The organism is Aquiflexum gelatinilyticum (assembly GCF_024741135.1).
Lineage (GTDB): Bacteria > Bacteroidota > Bacteroidia > Cytophagales > Cyclobacteriaceae > Cognataquiflexum > Cognataquiflexum gelatinilyticum.
The window spans coordinates 1-14,978 of sequence record NZ_JANSUY010000016.1 but is presented as its reverse complement, the minus strand read 5'-3'; the positions used below and the strand labels follow the sequence as shown (position 1 = coordinate 14,978).

Below are 14,978 nucleotides of genomic sequence, written 5' to 3'. Positions count from 1 at the left end.
CTCGTTAGAGATATGAATTTAACTTTGAAAATCTGGAGACAGAAAAACAACTCCGACAAGGGGGGATTTAAAGACTACAAATTGGGAGGAATATCTAAGGATATGTCCTTTTTGGAAATGCTTGATGTACTCAATGAAGAACTATCCGCAAAAGGAGAAGATCCGGTACATTTTGACCATGATTGTAGAGAAGGTATCTGTGGCATGTGCTCGCTGTATATCAATGGCAAGCCACATGGCCCTCAGCAAACCACCACTTGCCAACTTCACATGCGTTCTTTCAGTGACGGGGAGACCATCACCATCGAACCATGGAGAGCAAAGGCTTTTCCTGTTTTGAAGGATTTGGTTACTGACAGGTCTGCCTTTGATAGGATCATACAGGCAGGTGGGTATGTTTCGGTGAATACCGGTGGTGTTCCTGATGCCAACGAAATCCCGATTCCTAAAACTATTGCTGATATGGCAATGGATGCCGCTCAATGTATAGGTTGTGGTGCTTGCGTAGCTGCCTGCAAAAATGCCTCTGCCATGTTGTTTACTTCTGCCAAAGTTTCTCAGTTGGCTTTGTTGCCACAAGGACAGGTAGAAAGAAAAACAAGAGCGGAAAAAATGGTTGCACAGATGGATGCCGAGGGATTTGGTGCTTGTACCAATACCGGTGCCTGTGAAGCTGAATGCCCAAAAGGAATCAGTATTACCAATATCGCCCGAATGAACAGAGAATATTTCTCTGCTGTAGTAAGCAGTCAAAACGTTTAATTCCAAAAATAATAGAACAAAAAAAGCCGGCTTGTCCGGCTTTTTTTTTGCATTTTTCTTTCCTAACATCGGTGAAATTATATGAATTCTTTCTTTTGGACTAAATTAATTATTCGTATCTTTGAAAAATGAATTTAAATAGATTTTTTATTAGATATTAAGGAAAGGAAAGAATGCATTACATTGACCTCGGCATTTTTGTCGGGTACATGTTACTGATGCTTGGAGTAGGGTATTATTTCATGCATCAAAACAAAAATCAAGACGATTATTTTGTAGGAGGAAGAAACATCGGAAGCTGGCATATCGGCCTTTCGGTAGTGGCTACTGATGTGGGTGGAGGATTTTCGGTTGGACTGGGCGGACTTGGGTTTGTCATGGGAATATCTGGAAGCTGGATGTTGTTTACCGGTTTATTAGGAGCTTGGCTTGCAGGTGTATTTTTAATTCCACGAATCAAACAGGACAAGGCTTTTTCAGGTTTTTATACCTTTCCTCAGATTTTTGAGCATTTATTTTCCAAGAAAGTCGGACTAGTAGCTGCATTCATTTCCCTGATTGGGTATTTGGGTTTTACCTCATCACAGCTGCTTGCCGGGGCAAAACTAGCCTCAGGTACATTTGTAGACCTTTCTCTCACCCAATCACTTATTTTCATGGGAGCTATCGCAGTCATTTACACTGTCTTGGGAGGCCTTAAGGCTGTAATTTACACAGACACTATCCAATGGATTATCCTTATGTTGGGGTTTATTTTCATCGGATTACCGACTGCTTATTTTCATGTCGGCGGATGGGAAGTTATCCAAGCAACTTTGCCACCTGAATTTTTTAGGTTGGATAATCTGAGTTGGCAGGACTTTGCAAATTGGGGAATCACAATTCTGCCTATTTGGTTTATTGGAATGACACTTTATCAACGGATTTTTGCGAGTCGGGATGTCAAATCTGCCCGAAAAGCTTGGTTCATCGCAGGACTTTTCGAATGGCCAATAATGGCTTTCATGGGAGTTGCTTTAGGATTGCTATCAAGAGTTGCCTTTGAACAGGGCTTGTTATTTGTGAGTACGGAAATGATGGATCCTGAAATGGGAATTCCGATTTTACTCCGTACCATTCTTCCACCCGGAATATTGGGATTGATGATGGCTGCTTATTTTTCAGCGGTGCTGTCTACCGCAGATTCCTGTCTGATGGCAGCTTCAGGTAACCTTACGACCGATATTTTTGGTAAATGGATGAAGTTTAAAAATGAAAAAATTCAGATGAGATACAGTCAGCTGTTTACTTTAATTCTTGGGATTTTGGCATTGATTATTTCCCTTCAGATGACCAATGTTTTGGAATTGATGTTACATAGTTATGCTTTTATGGTATCAGGGCTATTTGTTCCCATTATTTTTGGTTTGTTTACCAAAAATAGAAACCCCAATGCAGCATTAGCCTCAATGATCTCAGGCGGTATCGTAACACTAATCTTAGGTATATTCAAAATTCAACTTCCTTTGGATCTTGATGCCAACTTCTATGGAATTATCACGGCTTTGGTGACCTATTTGATTGTCTCTCAATTAAGAAAACCAACTAACCAAATCAAATCAAAAACTTATGCTTAAAATCGAAATCCTTTCCACATTTGACCAAGCCACTTATTTGCAGAAAAAAGAAATTGCTGATTTTCTTTTTGTCCAATTGGAGCAATACGGTGATCCTATTAATCAGATTTTAAAATGTTTGGATTACGCTTTGGATCAAGCCGGGGATAAAGGCGGATTTGTGGTTATGGCAAGAGATTCAGGACAAATTGTGGGTGCGGTTGTGGTAAATAAAACCGGAATGTCAGGTTATATCCCGGAAAATATCCTTGTCTATATCGCAGTAGATGCCTCACAGCGGGGAAAAGGAGTCGGAAAAACTTTGATGAAAACCGTCATCGATTTAGCACACGGAGATATTGCCCTGCATGTGGAGCCGGATAATCCTGCCAAAAAACTCTATGAAAAATTTGGGTTTTCCAATAAGTATTTAGAAATGAGGTTAAAAAAATAAGATGGCATTTTTGACATTAAATAGAACCAAACTTCAAGAAAATTTCACTTACCTCAATGAAACCTTTGAAGAAAACAACATCTCTTGGGGAGTTGTATCCAAATTACTTTGCGGTAACAGGAGTTTTCTTAAGGAACTAATAGCTCTTGGGGTAAATGAAATACATGATTCTCGGATCAGTAATCTTGCGAAAGTCAAAGAAATTTCCTCAGATATTCAGACTGTTTACATCAAACCTGTTTCAAAAAGGAATATTCCCAAAATGGTCAAGTATGCGGATGTGAGCTTGAACAGTGAACTGAATACCATCAGGTGGATTTCGGCGGAAGCAAAAAACCAATCAAAAAACCATAAAATCATCATTATGGTCGAGACAGGTGACTTGCGTGAAGGAGTAATCGGTGATCATATTGTTGATTTCTACGAACAGATTTTTGAGTTACCCAATATTGAAATCATTGGACTTGGGACTAACCTGAACTGCCTCAATGGTGTAATGCCGTCTTCTGATAAACTGATTCAACTTTCCCTTTATAAACAGATTATTGAATTGAAATTCAATAAAAGGATCCCTTGGGTCTCAGCCGGAACCTCCGTCACCATACCAATGATCAAAACTCATCAGTTACCTAAAGGCATCAATCATTTTAGAATTGGGGAGACACTTTATTTTGGCGTGGATCTTTTTGAAGAGAAAATAATTCCGGGCATGCACGGCGATGTATTTGAACTCAATGCGGAAATTATCGAAATGCAAGAAAAATCCTTGTTGCCTACCGGAACATTGGCAGCGAATCCACAGGGTGAAATCGTGGAAATAGACGAAAGACTATATGGAAAGACTTCTTTCAGAGCAATTTTAGACATAGGATTGCTGGATATAGATCCTAAATACCTCATTGCCAAAGATGACGAATTTGAAATTTTAGGGGCAAGTTCAGATATGCTTATCCTCAATTTAGGTAAGAATCCAAAGGGATATAAAGTCGGCGACCTGATCAAATTCAACCTTAAATATATGGGAGCTTTAGGGATAATGAACTCAAGTTATGTGGATAAGGTGATCATAGCCTAACATAAGTACTAATTACTTTTTAATGGTTTTAGGGTTTCTTTGGCATGGTATTGGCAAATTTCTCTAAACCAACTAATATTTAGACTTATGAAAAAAATCACATTAATTTTCGCTTTTGCAGCATTGATTTCCCTTCAAAGTCAAGCCCAAGATACCGACAAAAAAGGAGGTTTTGGATTGAGAGGCGGCGCGAGTTTCTTCAATTTTGGAGGAGATGATGCGTCAAGTAATGATTATTCAAACAGAATAGGTTACCATTTAGGATTATACAATTCTTTATTTATTGGAAACTCCTTTGCAATAGAACCCGGCTTATTTTATTCTGTCAAAGGGACTCAAAATGATGATTTCGCAAATTCCAGGGCTATTCTCAAATATGTCGATGTTCCTGTTCTATTTAGATTTTACCTCAGTGAGGGCCTCAATATATTTGCAGGACCGCAATTGTCATTCCTTACATCCTCAAAATTTGAGGGGGATTTATTCGGATCTACTATCAGTTTTGACACCGAATCGGTAAGCAATTCTGATTTCGGTGTTTTGGTGGGATTGGGTTATAATCTCCCCAAAGGCCTGAATCTACAAGCTTCTTACAATTACGGACTGAGTCCAGTCTTCAAAAACAGCAATGTAGATGTGTATAACAGAGGTTTCCAAGTTTCTTTGGGTGTAACCTTCTAAAGAGGTTATTTCAATCAATAATTCCGCACCCCTTCTTAATTTTGAAGGGGTGTTTTTCTTTTTTAATATTCATCATTGATTTCTATCCAATAGCCATCCGGGTCTTGTACATAAATCTGTTTGATGCCATCCGGTCTGATATTTATTTTGTTTTTGTTTCCAGGCCAATCTTCAAATTCTACCTTTTGTTTTTTAAGATTGGAAATGATCAAATCCATATCGGTGACACTAAAGCAGATGTGGTTGATTTTATTGATCGTGACAGGTTCCCAAGGTGCTTCAATGAGGTGGAGAGAAAGGTTGTTTCCAATATTTAACCAAGTATGTAATCCGTCTTTAAACGGTTCTTCGATTTCAGGAAATTCAAATATGTTTTTATAAAAATCAGTACTTCTCTTTAATTCTTTTACATAGACTGCGATATGCGTGATTTTTGTTTGTTGGGCCATAAGATTTGGTGCGATAATGGTCATTAGGAAAAACAAAAATGGAATAGCCGGCTTTTTCATAGGAGTTTGGGTTTTATTGATTTGAATTTACTTTTTTTTGAAAATTATCCTCGCTCGGGTAAAGCAGAATGGAATTCAAAAAAAAATGGGGCTTTTAAAGCCCCATTTTAAAGTTAATTTTTATTATTCCAATTCATTGGTTTTTTCTTTAGATGAAAAGGCAAGTTTTTCTGCTTCTTCAAATAGTCCCAAAGCTTGGAGATAGACCTCATTGATGTCATTGATTACCATATAAAAGGCATTGTCATCATATATTTGCCTTCCCATGTGGGCCTTTAGGAGGATCTTGAGATAATTTTTTGACTTGTTAAAATCCTTTTCATCAAATTTGACTTTATTTCTTTCACCGACCTTAACCAATGTCTGCAACATCTCTTCTGATACTTGGTATTTTTTGTAGTAGTCTTCGAAACTCATGCCATCAAACTTTTTCTTGTTTTTATCTAGGTAGTCTAAAATGAATTCTCTGGCGGAATCTGAATTAAATAATCTGTTGACATAAGCACTTGCCATTGTAGTATCTAGTGGAACAAAGAAGTCAGGCATAATGCCACCTCCACCATATACAGATCTGCCTGAAACGGTCTCATACCTCAAACTGTCATTGAACTTGATACTGTCAGCTGAGAAAAATTCTCCATGCTCAAATCTGTTTGAAAAATCCCTACTGTAATCTTCATCAGTTCCATAGGGCTTTTGGATTGAACGTCCTGAGGGGGTATAATACCTTGCAATGGTAAGTCTTAATTCTGCTCCATCAGAAAGGTCAATCGGCATTTGTACCAATCCTTTTCCAAAAGATCTTCTTCCTACAATCAATCCTCTGTCATTGTCCTGCAGTGCACCTGCCACAATTTCTGATGCAGAAGCACTTCCTTCATTGATCAAAACGATCACAGATCCATCCTCAAACAAGCCAGGTTTGACAGCGTATGCTTTTTGGTTGTACCTGTTTAATTTTCCTTTTTGTGAAACTATCAGTGAGTTGGAATTTAGAATTTCGTCTGCAATATTGATAGCGGCACCCATATACCCTCCAGGGTTGTTTTGAAGATCAAGGATGAGTTTTTTCATTCCCTTTTCTTTCAGTTCGCTAACAGATTTTTTGAATTCTTCATGGGTGGTTGCCCCAAACCTCGTTACCTTGATATAGCCAACCTCATCATTTACCATATAGGTAGCGTTGATGCTATATTGTGGGATTTTATCCCTGATGATATCATAAGGGATCAGGTCCTTCTGATTTTTCCTTTTGATTTCCACTTTTACTGTGCTGCCCCTAGGACCTCTCAACAAATCAAAAACATCACGGTTGGTAATGCCTGTACCTGCTACAGTTTTGCCATCTACATTGATGATTTGGTCACCTGATTGGATACCAAGTTTTTCGGATGGACCTCCTGTCAGTGGCGCTACCACATAAATGGTGTCCCTGATAATTCCGAACTCCACACCGATGCCATCAAATTCCCCATCTAACTCGGATTTGGCCAAGGTAGCATCCCTAGCAGGTATGTAGGTAGAGTGGGGATCAAGCTTTTCCAGCATCTTTTCAATCCCAAATTCAACAAGTTCATTGGTGTTGACACTGTCAACATAATCCCTGTTGATATAAGTGATTATCTCCTGCAGCTTATAAATGGCTGCTTTGAGGTCATTTGTATCACTCTTTGGTTCTGCAAATGTGGCTCCTATCCAGATGCCTGCAGAAATGGCTAAAGCCAATATCAAGGGCAATCTAATCTGTTGTTTTGTGTTTTTGATTTCGCTCACGATATCCTCCTGTTAATAAATTCTTGTTGTATTGGGTATTGAAATTTAGCCAAATATATCTTTAAACTGAAATTTGGAGCATTTCGTTTAGATAAATGCAATAAATTCAATTTTGGTGAATAGTCTAAGCGTAATTGGTTAAAATACCTTAATTTTGTAACCATGTTTGATTCCAAAGATATCGAAAAAAGCCCTATCAAAGTACTCGTTTCCGAGAATTATGTCTTTGCTGCGGTACTTCATTATTTTGGGATCAGTTTTTTTCAGTATGAGCAAAATTCTCTTTTTGAGGTCTGCAAAAAATTTAAGATCAATTCCCAACAACTGATTGATGAGCTCGAATCTTGGGCAAAGATTAAAGAGCCTACTTCTGAGGAACTCTACCTACATCCGATTGAAGTTCTGGTTTCTTACCTTAAAAGGAAGCACTATTTCTTTGTGAGGCAGGAATTGCCTTTTTTATCCAATATGATTTCGGGGATTAAGGTAGAAGAAGCCTACAATGGGATTTTGGGAGACTTGAGGATCATGTTTCCTCTTTTTGTGGATGATTTTATTCATCACATCCATGAGGAAGAAAGCAAGTTGTTCAATAGAATTAAATTATTGCACCAAATTGAAGCCGATGAATACCGGCTCAATGATGCCTTATTGATTTTGGAGAAAAGTCCCGTTTCATTGTTCTCTGAAGCCCATGATGCTCATGACGATGAAATGGAAGGCATAAGAAAACTCACAAAAGGATATTTTTTGCCTGAAGATGCGCCCATTAGCATGAAAGTATTGTACAACGAGCTCCAGGTTTTTGAAAAAGAATTGAGAGTTCATGCGCAAATTGAGGATCACTTGCTTTTTCCAAAGGCCATTGAGTTGGAAAAAGAAGTGCTAAGAAAAATCAAAAAGAAAATCCGTAACAACTGATGGGCAGAATTTTAGCCATTGATTTTGGAACCAAAAGAACAGGTATCGCAGTTACAGATCCACTCAAGATGCTCGCCAATCCTCTTGAGATGGTTGAAACGCAAAAACTCATTGATTTTCTGACCTCCTATTTTAAAAAAGAAGAAGTAGAAACCATTGTCTTGGGTTTTCCTAAGCATCTTGATGGCAATCCAAATGAAATGACACCCAAAGTCATCAGTTTGAAAGACAGACTTTCAAAACTGTTTCCCGACAAGAAACTTGTTCTTGTGGATGAGCGTTTCACCTCCAAAATGGCCATGCAGAGCATGATTGCTATGGGAAGCAAGAAAAAAGACAGAATAGAAAAAACAGGCAATCTCGATAAAGTTAGCGCTGCTATTATCCTCCAATCTTACTTAGAACAAATATGATTTACCCAATAGTTGCCTTTGGAAACCCAATCCTTAAAAAAGAGGCGGAAGAAATTCATGAAGGTGAAAACATCAATGAATTGATCCAGGATATGTTCAACACAATGGACAATGCCAGCGGAGTAGGATTGGCTGCTCCCCAAATCAATAAAGGAATCAGACTTTTTGTGATTGACAGCACCTTGATGCTTGATGAAAAAGACGAGGAAAAAGGTATCAGAAGGGTTTTTATCAATCCCATCATTTTGGACGAATATGGAGATAATTATAGCTTTGAAGAAGGTTGCCTTAGCATCCCTGATATCAGGGCGGAAATTATACGGCCTGAAAAACTCACTTTGGAATATTTTGATGAGAATTGGAACCTAAAGGAAGAAGAATTTTCAGGTATGACAGCAAGGGTAATCCAACATGAATACGACCATCTTGAGGGAATTCTTTTTATCGATTACCTCAAAGGCCTCAAAAAAAGAATGGTCCAAAGCAAGCTAGTAGACATCAGCAAAGGGAAAGTGCCCACTGATTACAGAATGGTTTACCCACTAAAATAATTCCTTTTTTCTAAAACCGCTCATGAATCCCACTTCTTTGAAAATAGCTTTGATTCAAACTGACCTTTATTGGAAAGACAAAACTGCAAACATGGCTATGTTGGAAGAAAAACTCATGAACTTGTCTTCTAATGTTGACCTGATCATATTGCCTGAAATGTTTTCGACAGGTTTTACAATGGATGCCAAAGAAGTGGCTGAACCCATGAACTTCACCACAACAAAATGGATGAAGCAAATGGCAGCCCAGACACAGGCTTTGGTCACAGGCAGCATAGTCATTGAGGAAAAGGGAAATTTTTACAACCGACTCCTTTGGGTCAGACCAGACGGGAAAGTTGATTTTTATGACAAGAGGCATTTGTTTAGGATGGCAGGAGAAGATGCCCATTACGATATGGGAACTGAGAGGAAATTATTTGAATTGAAGGGATGGAAAATAATGCCACAAATTTGCTATGACCTCAGGTTTCCTGTTTGGACAAGAAACAGGGTTGAGGATGACAAGCTGGAATACGACCTTCTTTTTTATATAGCAAGCTGGCCAAGTCCAAGAATCAGTGCATGGGATATTTTATTAAAGGCTAGGGCTGTAGAAAATCTTTCCTATTCCATAGGTGTAAACCGAATCGGTCAGGATGGTAATGGGATCCCTTATTCAGGCCATTCTGCAGTGTATAATTTCAAAGGTGAAACTTTGGGTTTCTCTGAAAGTAAAGAAGAAATTTTATTTATTGAGCTTGACCTTGATTCCCTGCATGAATACAGGGAGAAATTCCCAGCTTGGCTTGATGTGGATATATTTGATTTGCAATGATTTTTTAATTTTCCGGCATAGGATTTTGACCGCAGTTAACCGAATTTCCCTTTTCTACTCGCCGATTTTCCCTTGGTATAATCCCTGTTTGAAACCGCAATAAATTGCTTAATTTAGCCGAAATTTTGAAAATTGGCCAAGATATTTTGGGTATAATCCGTTTGTTTCGGATGCCATTTTGTTTCTTTGGACCTTTTCGATTAAAAATTGTTATACCTATCTGAATCTATTGAAAATGACTACAAAAACAGCTAAAATTCTATATACGCTGACAGACGAAGCGCCTGCTTTGGCTACTTATTCTTTGTTACCTATTGTCAAAGCCTTTACTGATTCTGCCGGAATTGCGGTGGAGACAAGGGATATCTCTTTGTCAGGAAGGATTATAGCTTTATTTCCTGAGCATTTAAAACCGGAGCAGCAAATCAATGATGATTTGTCTGAATTAGGCAATATAGCCACTTTGCCGGAGGCCAATATTGTCAAGTTACCGAACATATCCGCTTCCATGCCTCAATTGAAAGCAGCGATCAAAGAATTACAGGGGTTGGGATATGGATTGCCTGATTATCCAGATGATCCAAAAAGTGAAGAGGAAAAATCGGTCAAAGCTAAATACGATAAAGTAAAAGGAAGTGCTGTCAATCCGGTGCTGAGAGAAGGGAATTCAGACAGGAGAGCTCCATTGGCTGTAAAGCAATATGCCAAAAACAATCCACACAGTATGGGCAAGTGGTCTTCAGATTCCAAGACCCATGTTGCAAGCATGAGTCACGGTGATTTTTACGGAAGCGAAAAATCAGTCACATTGGAAAATGCCGGTTCTGTAAATATCGAATTGCATACAGCTGCGGGTAATGTAGTCAAATTGAAAGAAAAGCTCGCCTTGCAAAAAGGGGAAATCATTGATGCCTCTGTGTTGAGCGTTAAAGCGTTGAGACAATTTTTGAAGGAACAAATCGAAGATGCCAAAGCAGCAGGGGTTTTGTTTTCGCTCCATATGAAAGCCACGATGATGAAGGTTTCTGACCCGATTATTTTTGGTCATGCGGTAAAAGTGTTCTTTGCTCCGGTTTTTGAAAAGCATGCAGCTACTCTTAAAGAAATCGGGGTAGATGTAAATAATGGCTTTGGGGATTTGGTGTCCAAGCTTTCTTCCTTGCCTGCCGAAAAGAAAAAAGAAATTGAAGCTGATATAGAAGCTTGTCTTGCGAATGGTCCGGAGTTGGCTATGGTCAACTCAGACAAGGGAATCACAAACCTGCATGTGCCAAGTGATGTCATCATCGATGCGTCTATGCCTGCTATGATCAGGACATCAGGTAAGATGTGGGACAAGCAGGGTAAATTAAAAGATACCAAAGCCGTGATCCCTGACCGTTGCTATGCCGGTATTTATCAGGAGACAATTGATTTCTGTAAAGAACATGGGGCCTTCGATCCTTCTACAATGGGGAGTGTTCCCAATGTAGGTTTGATGGCACAGGCTGCAGAAGAATACGGTTCGCATAACAAGACTTTTGAGATAGAATCTGACGGAGTGGTAAAGGTTGTTTCTGAGTCAGGAGTGACTTTGATCGAACACAAAGTAGAGAAAGGTGACATATGGAGAATGTGCCAAACCAAGGACGCACCGGTGCAGGATTGGGTAAAGTTGGCAGTCAACCGTGCTAAAGCCACCGGTGTTCCCACTATTTTCTGGCTCGATGAAAAAAGAGCCCATGATGCAGAAATCATCAAAAAAGTGAATCAGTATCTACCAAATTATGATACAAAAGGTTTGGATATCCGGATTATGACTCCTGAAGCTGCTACAAGATTTTCTTTAGAACAAATTAAGGCAGGAAAAGATGTGATTTCTGTTACGGGCAATGTGTTGAGAGATTACCTGACTGACTTATTCCCGATATTGGAATTAGGTACCAGTGCCAAAATGCTGTCAATAGTTCCTCTGATGAATGGGGGAGGACTTTTTGAAACAGGAGCAGGAGGTTCAGCTCCAAAACATGTCGAGCAGCTAATCGAAGAAAATCACCTCAGGTGGGATTCTTTGGGTGAATTCTTGGCTTTGGCCGTTTCCCTTGAACATTTAGGAGATACTTTCTCCAATGACAGGGCGAAGGTATTGGCAGAGACTTTGGATCATGCTACAGGCAAGTTCCTTGAGAATGACAAATCACCTTCAAGAGATGCCAAAGAATTAGATAACAGAGGAAGTCATTTTTATTTGGCTATGTATTGGGCAGAAGCTTTGGCAGCACAAGACAAGGATTTAGATCTTAAAACCAAGTTTGGACCCATTGCCAAAGAATTGACTGAAAATGAAGCTAAAATCGTCTCAGAACTTAATGATGCCCAAGGAGTGAAAGTTGATATCGGAGGATATTATAAACTTGATGAGGCTAAAACATCAGCAGTCATGAGACCAAGTAAAACATTCAATGATATCTTAGCGAAAATTTAAATCTGATCAATAATCACCGAAAAGCGGCTCATGCCGCTTTTTTTTTTGATCACTTGACAAAATAACTTCAGCTAATATAGACTTTATTAAAAAATGGACTCAAAAGTATGCTTCTGATTATCAGAGATTTGATTTTGGACGTTTTTTTCGCAATCGATTGTATTTTGTTTGTATTTTAAAATGTTCATTTTCAAACCTTTAAATATTTTGGGGAGCAAGATATATTTGGTAAATTTAGCCCATTAAAAATGGTTGATTATTTCAATTCTTGAGGATATAAGCTTCAAAAATTCGTTTTTGCATACTAACCAGTACAACAATAAATAAAATAACTATGAGCAAAATTAAAGTAGGAATCAACGGTTTCGGAAGGATCGGTAGATTGGTTTTTAGGGCAGCACAAAATAGAAGTGATGTTCAGGTCGTGGCTATCAATGACCTTATCGATGTAGATTACATGGCTTACATGTTGAAATATGATTCTACCCATGGTAGGTTTGAAGGAAGTGTGGAGGTAAAAGATGGTAAATTGGTAGTTAATGGCAATGAAATCCGAGTGACTGCAGAAAAAAGCCCTTCTAATTTGAAGTGGGGAGAAGTTGGTGCTGATTATGTGGTAGAATCTACCGGTATTTTTCTTACCAAGGAAACAGCACAAGGTCATATAGATGCAGGTGCCAAAAAAGTAATCATGTCCGCACCTTCCAAAGATGATACTCCTATGTTTGTGATGGGCGTAAATGAAGGTTCCTATACTTCAGATATGGTATTTGTTTCCAATGCTTCATGTACCACCAACTGTCTTGCACCTATTGCGAAGGTTTTGAATGACAATTGGGGTATCGAAGAAGGTTTGATGACCACAGTTCACGCCACTACTGCTACCCAAAAAACCGTTGACGGTCCTTCTGCAAAAGACTGGAGAGGCGGCAGAGGTGCAGCTCAAAACATCATCCCATCTTCCACAGGTGCAGCCAAAGCAGTTGGAAAAGTGATTCCTGAGTTGAACGGTAAATTGACAGGAATGGCTTTCAGAGTTCCAACTCCAAACGTTTCTGTTGTTGATTTGACAGTTAGATTGAAGAAGCCTGCGACTTACAAAGAAATTTGCGCAAAAATGAAAGAGGTATCTGAGACTTCAATGAAAGGTATCCTAGGTTATACGGAAGATGCTGTTGTTTCTACTGATTTCAATGGTGATCCTAGGACATCAATTTTTGATGCTGAAGCAGGTATCCAATTGAGTGATACTTTTGTAAAAGTAATTTCTTGGTATGACAATGAGTGGGGATATTCCAACAAAGTCGTTGACCTATTGACCTATATAGCAAGCAAATCTTAATCAGTAATTGATTTGCAAAGAACTGGCTGTCTCAATTTGAGGCAGCTTTTTTTTTGAAAATAGGGATATGTACCTTTATTTTCATTTTGTTACTGATAAGTTTGTAGGGTTCTGGATAACCAAAACCCACCAACACAGTTAAATTAAGTATGGGTCAAAAATTACCTTTATTTCCTTTGAAACTTGTTGCCTTTCCCGGTGAACAATTGAATCTTCATATTTTTGAACCAAGGTATAAACAGCTAATCAAAGATATTGAAACTTCCAAAGGAACTTTTGGCATTGCGGTTTATTTGGATAAACTGATGCCCTTTGGGACAGAGGTAGAGTTGGAGGAGGTATCAAAAGTTTATGATGACGGCAGAATGGACATCAAGACCAGGGGGAAAAGGGTGTTTGAGATGCTTTCTTTTGAAAATCCCATGATTGATAAGCTGTATGCTGGCGGTAAAGTGGTCTTTTATGACAATGATCCCAGGGTGGGAAAAAACCAGTATAGCGAATTCATTTTTTATCTAAAAGAACTATTCAGGCTGATGGAATTTCAAACTGAAATTGTCCCACTCCATCTTAATTCCTTTTCTTTTGCCCACAAATTGGGATTAAGTCTACCCGAAGAATATGAACTTCTGCTGATGACAAATGAATCTGAGAGGATAAGATTTCTTGTCAGACACATGATGAAAATAATCCCAATTTTAAAGGATATTGAAAGCGCCAAAAAGAAAATCCAGATGAACGGACATTTTAAAAATCTAGATCCTTTGGATTTTTGACTGTCAAAGCCTTGTGATGTTGTCTTTTTTGACGAAAGCTACCTTTCCTCCCCAAGTAACCTCATACCATACATCTTTTGTTGATTTGATGATTACCCGGTGACCGGGCTCTACGACTTGAATCAATTTGCTTCCTGCTGTAGGTTGATCCATAACCAGGGTTGGGCTGCCTGTTACTATTCCTGTTTTGGGTTCAGAAAGAAAATTATTTATGACAAATACGATGACGATCAAAAAAACCGTGGGAAGGTAATACCTTGGTTTATCAGCTTTGGTCCTAAATACAAATAAAAGAATGAGAGAAAGGAAGAGCAAGAATGAAAATGTACTGGATAGTTCTGTTTGAAAATCAGATACAAATTTAAATAATCTGTCACTGTCATCGAGTTCGTATCCTATTAGGTTTACTTGTTCGGTTAGGGATTTGATTTTCGTAATTACCCTTTGGTTGGGGTTTTGATCATAATATTTGGCTAAAAAGTAACTTGAACTTGAATAATCTCCCTTTCCCTCGGATATAAAAGCCATTTTCAAAAGCATCGCCGGGGAGAAAGTTTCTTCATTATTCAGCAAGTCTTCGTAAACTAACATTGCTTCTTGGTAATTCTTGGTCGAAAACAAAGAATCTGCTTTTTGGAGCTTTGATATATTGGCCTGACAATTAAAGCTTTGTAAAAAAGCGGATAAAAATATTATAAATTTTGTAAGAAAGATTCGGTTTAGGTTTGGCATTTTAAATTCAGAGGCTTAAATTTGCACTCCAATTACGGGAATGATTTAAAAAAAAACAAATCAATTCGTAACTGATTATCTCGCCTGATAACTATCAGAAAGATAAAAAAAGC

At 38.5% G+C, this 14,978-nt stretch carries 15 protein-coding genes; 12 read left to right on the top strand and 3 right to left on the bottom strand.

Features of this window, described 5'->3' with window-relative positions:
• The first annotated feature begins 12 nt into the window (after positions 1–12).
• The 5 genes from NU887_RS16245 (at position 13) to NU887_RS16225 (ending at position 4,567) form a co-directional block, all read left to right on the top strand.
• Complete coding sequence (locus tag NU887_RS16245; RefSeq protein ID WP_258424438.1) at positions 13–762, top strand: succinate dehydrogenase/fumarate reductase iron-sulfur subunit; 750 nt, start codon at positions 13–15, stop codon at positions 760–762.
• Between the two features lie 173 nt (positions 763–935).
• Positions 936–2,378, top strand: coding sequence for a sodium:solute symporter family protein (locus tag NU887_RS16240; protein ID WP_258424437.1), 1,443 nt, complete (start codon positions 936–938; stop codon positions 2,376–2,378).
• On the top strand, positions 2,371–2,811 hold the full coding sequence (locus tag NU887_RS16235; RefSeq protein WP_258424436.1) for a GNAT family N-acetyltransferase: 441 nt from the start codon (positions 2,371–2,373) through the stop codon (positions 2,809–2,811). The genes NU887_RS16240 and NU887_RS16235 overlap by 8 nt, the downstream gene beginning before the upstream one ends.
• A gap of 1 nt (position 2,812) precedes the next feature.
• A complete protein-coding gene (locus tag NU887_RS16230) occupies positions 2,813–3,886 on the top strand; it encodes an alanine racemase (protein WP_258424435.1) in 1,074 nt (357 codons plus the stop codon).
• An 87-nt stretch (positions 3,887–3,973) separates the two neighbouring features.
• Positions 3,974–4,567, top strand: coding sequence for a porin family protein (locus tag NU887_RS16225; protein ID WP_258424434.1), 594 nt, complete (start codon positions 3,974–3,976; stop codon positions 4,565–4,567).
• Between the two features lie 62 nt (positions 4,568–4,629).
• Here the strand turns inward: NU887_RS16225 and NU887_RS16220 are convergent, their stop codons facing one another.
• Both NU887_RS16220 and NU887_RS16215 read right to left on the bottom strand, forming a co-directional pair.
• Positions 4,630–5,076: a VOC family protein gene (locus NU887_RS16220; RefSeq protein ID WP_258424433.1), complete on the bottom strand. Its 447-nt coding sequence runs from the start codon at positions 5,074–5,076 to the stop codon at positions 4,630–4,632.
• 123 nt (positions 5,077–5,199) lie between these two features.
• Entirely contained in the window at positions 5,200–6,849 is a 1,650-nt protein-coding gene (locus tag NU887_RS16215) for a S41 family peptidase (RefSeq protein ID WP_258424432.1), read from the bottom strand.
• Positions 6,850–7,011: 162 nt separating this feature from the next.
• Here NU887_RS16215 and NU887_RS16210 point away from each other — a divergent pair, with 162 nt between their 5' ends.
• The 7 genes from NU887_RS16210 to NU887_RS16180 all read left to right on the top strand — a co-directional run bounded on the left by NU887_RS16210 (position 7,012) and on the right by NU887_RS16180 (position 14,133).
• A complete protein-coding gene (locus NU887_RS16210; protein ID WP_258424431.1) occupies positions 7,012–7,770 on the top strand; it encodes a hemerythrin HHE cation-binding protein in 759 nt (252 codons plus the stop codon).
• Positions 7,770–8,183 (top strand): Holliday junction resolvase RuvX, encoded by a 414-nt coding sequence (gene ruvX, locus NU887_RS16205; protein ID WP_258424430.1) that lies wholly within the window; start codon positions 7,770–7,772, stop codon positions 8,181–8,183. The genes NU887_RS16210 and ruvX overlap by 1 nt, the downstream gene beginning before the upstream one ends.
• A complete protein-coding gene (gene def, locus NU887_RS16200) occupies positions 8,180–8,734 on the top strand; it encodes a peptide deformylase (RefSeq protein WP_258424429.1) in 555 nt (184 codons plus the stop codon). The genes ruvX and def overlap by 4 nt, the downstream gene beginning before the upstream one ends.
• 22 nt (positions 8,735–8,756) lie before the next feature.
• On the top strand, positions 8,757–9,551 hold the full coding sequence (locus NU887_RS16195; RefSeq protein ID WP_258424428.1) for an amidohydrolase: 795 nt from the start codon (positions 8,757–8,759) through the stop codon (positions 9,549–9,551).
• Positions 9,552–9,786: 235 nt separating this feature from the next.
• Entirely contained in the window at positions 9,787–12,015 is a 2,229-nt protein-coding gene (locus tag NU887_RS16190) for an NADP-dependent isocitrate dehydrogenase (RefSeq protein ID WP_258424427.1), read from the top strand.
• A gap of 334 nt (positions 12,016–12,349) precedes the next feature.
• The gene (gene gap / locus NU887_RS16185) at positions 12,350–13,357 is read left to right on the top strand and encodes a type I glyceraldehyde-3-phosphate dehydrogenase (protein WP_258424426.1); all 1,008 of its coding nucleotides are present in this window, start codon (positions 12,350–12,352) and stop codon (positions 13,355–13,357) included.
• Positions 13,358–13,506: 149 nt separating this feature from the next.
• Positions 13,507–14,133, top strand: a complete 627-nt coding sequence (locus NU887_RS16180) for an LON peptidase substrate-binding domain-containing protein (protein WP_258424425.1) — start codon at positions 13,507–13,509, stop codon at positions 14,131–14,133.
• Between the two features lie 3 nt (positions 14,134–14,136).
• Here NU887_RS16180 and NU887_RS16175 read toward each other — a convergent pair whose 3' ends face one another.
• The gene (locus tag NU887_RS16175) at positions 14,137–14,724 is read right to left on the bottom strand and encodes an SH3 domain-containing protein (RefSeq protein ID WP_338081015.1); all 588 of its coding nucleotides are present in this window, start codon (positions 14,722–14,724) and stop codon (positions 14,137–14,139) included.
• Positions 14,725–14,978 lie beyond the last annotated feature (254 nt).

Coding starts and splice junctions, on each gene's coding strand:
- NU887_RS16240 (WP_258424437.1), top strand. CDS start 936: ATGCATTACATTGACCTCGGCATTTTTGTCGGGTACATGTTACTGATG.
- NU887_RS16225 (WP_258424434.1), top strand. CDS start 3,974: ATGAAAAAAATCACATTAATTTTCGCTTTTGCAGCATTGATTTCCCTT.
- NU887_RS16210 (WP_258424431.1), top strand. CDS start 7,012: ATGTTTGATTCCAAAGATATCGAAAAAAGCCCTATCAAAGTACTCGTT.
- ruvX (WP_258424430.1), top strand. CDS start 7,770: ATGGGCAGAATTTTAGCCATTGATTTTGGAACCAAAAGAACAGGTATC.
- def (WP_258424429.1), top strand. CDS start 8,180: ATGATTTACCCAATAGTTGCCTTTGGAAACCCAATCCTTAAAAAAGAG.
- NU887_RS16180 (WP_258424425.1), top strand. CDS start 13,507: ATGGGTCAAAAATTACCTTTATTTCCTTTGAAACTTGTTGCCTTTCCC.
- NU887_RS16220 (WP_258424433.1), bottom strand. CDS start 5,076: ATGAAAAAGCCGGCTATTCCATTTTTGTTTTTCCTAATGACCATTATC.
- NU887_RS16230 (WP_258424435.1), top strand. CDS start 2,813: ATGGCATTTTTGACATTAAATAGAACCAAACTTCAAGAAAATTTCACT.
- NU887_RS16190 (WP_258424427.1), top strand. CDS start 9,787: ATGACTACAAAAACAGCTAAAATTCTATATACGCTGACAGACGAAGCG.
- NU887_RS16245 (WP_258424438.1), top strand. CDS start 13: ATGAATTTAACTTTGAAAATCTGGAGACAGAAAAACAACTCCGACAAG.
- NU887_RS16175 (WP_338081015.1), bottom strand. CDS start 14,724: ATGTTAGTTTACGAAGACTTGCTGAATAATGAAGAAACTTTCTCCCCG.
- gap (WP_258424426.1), top strand. CDS start 12,350: ATGAGCAAAATTAAAGTAGGAATCAACGGTTTCGGAAGGATCGGTAGA.
- NU887_RS16195 (WP_258424428.1), top strand. CDS start 8,757: ATGAATCCCACTTCTTTGAAAATAGCTTTGATTCAAACTGACCTTTAT.
- NU887_RS16235 (WP_258424436.1), top strand. CDS start 2,371: ATGCTTAAAATCGAAATCCTTTCCACATTTGACCAAGCCACTTATTTG.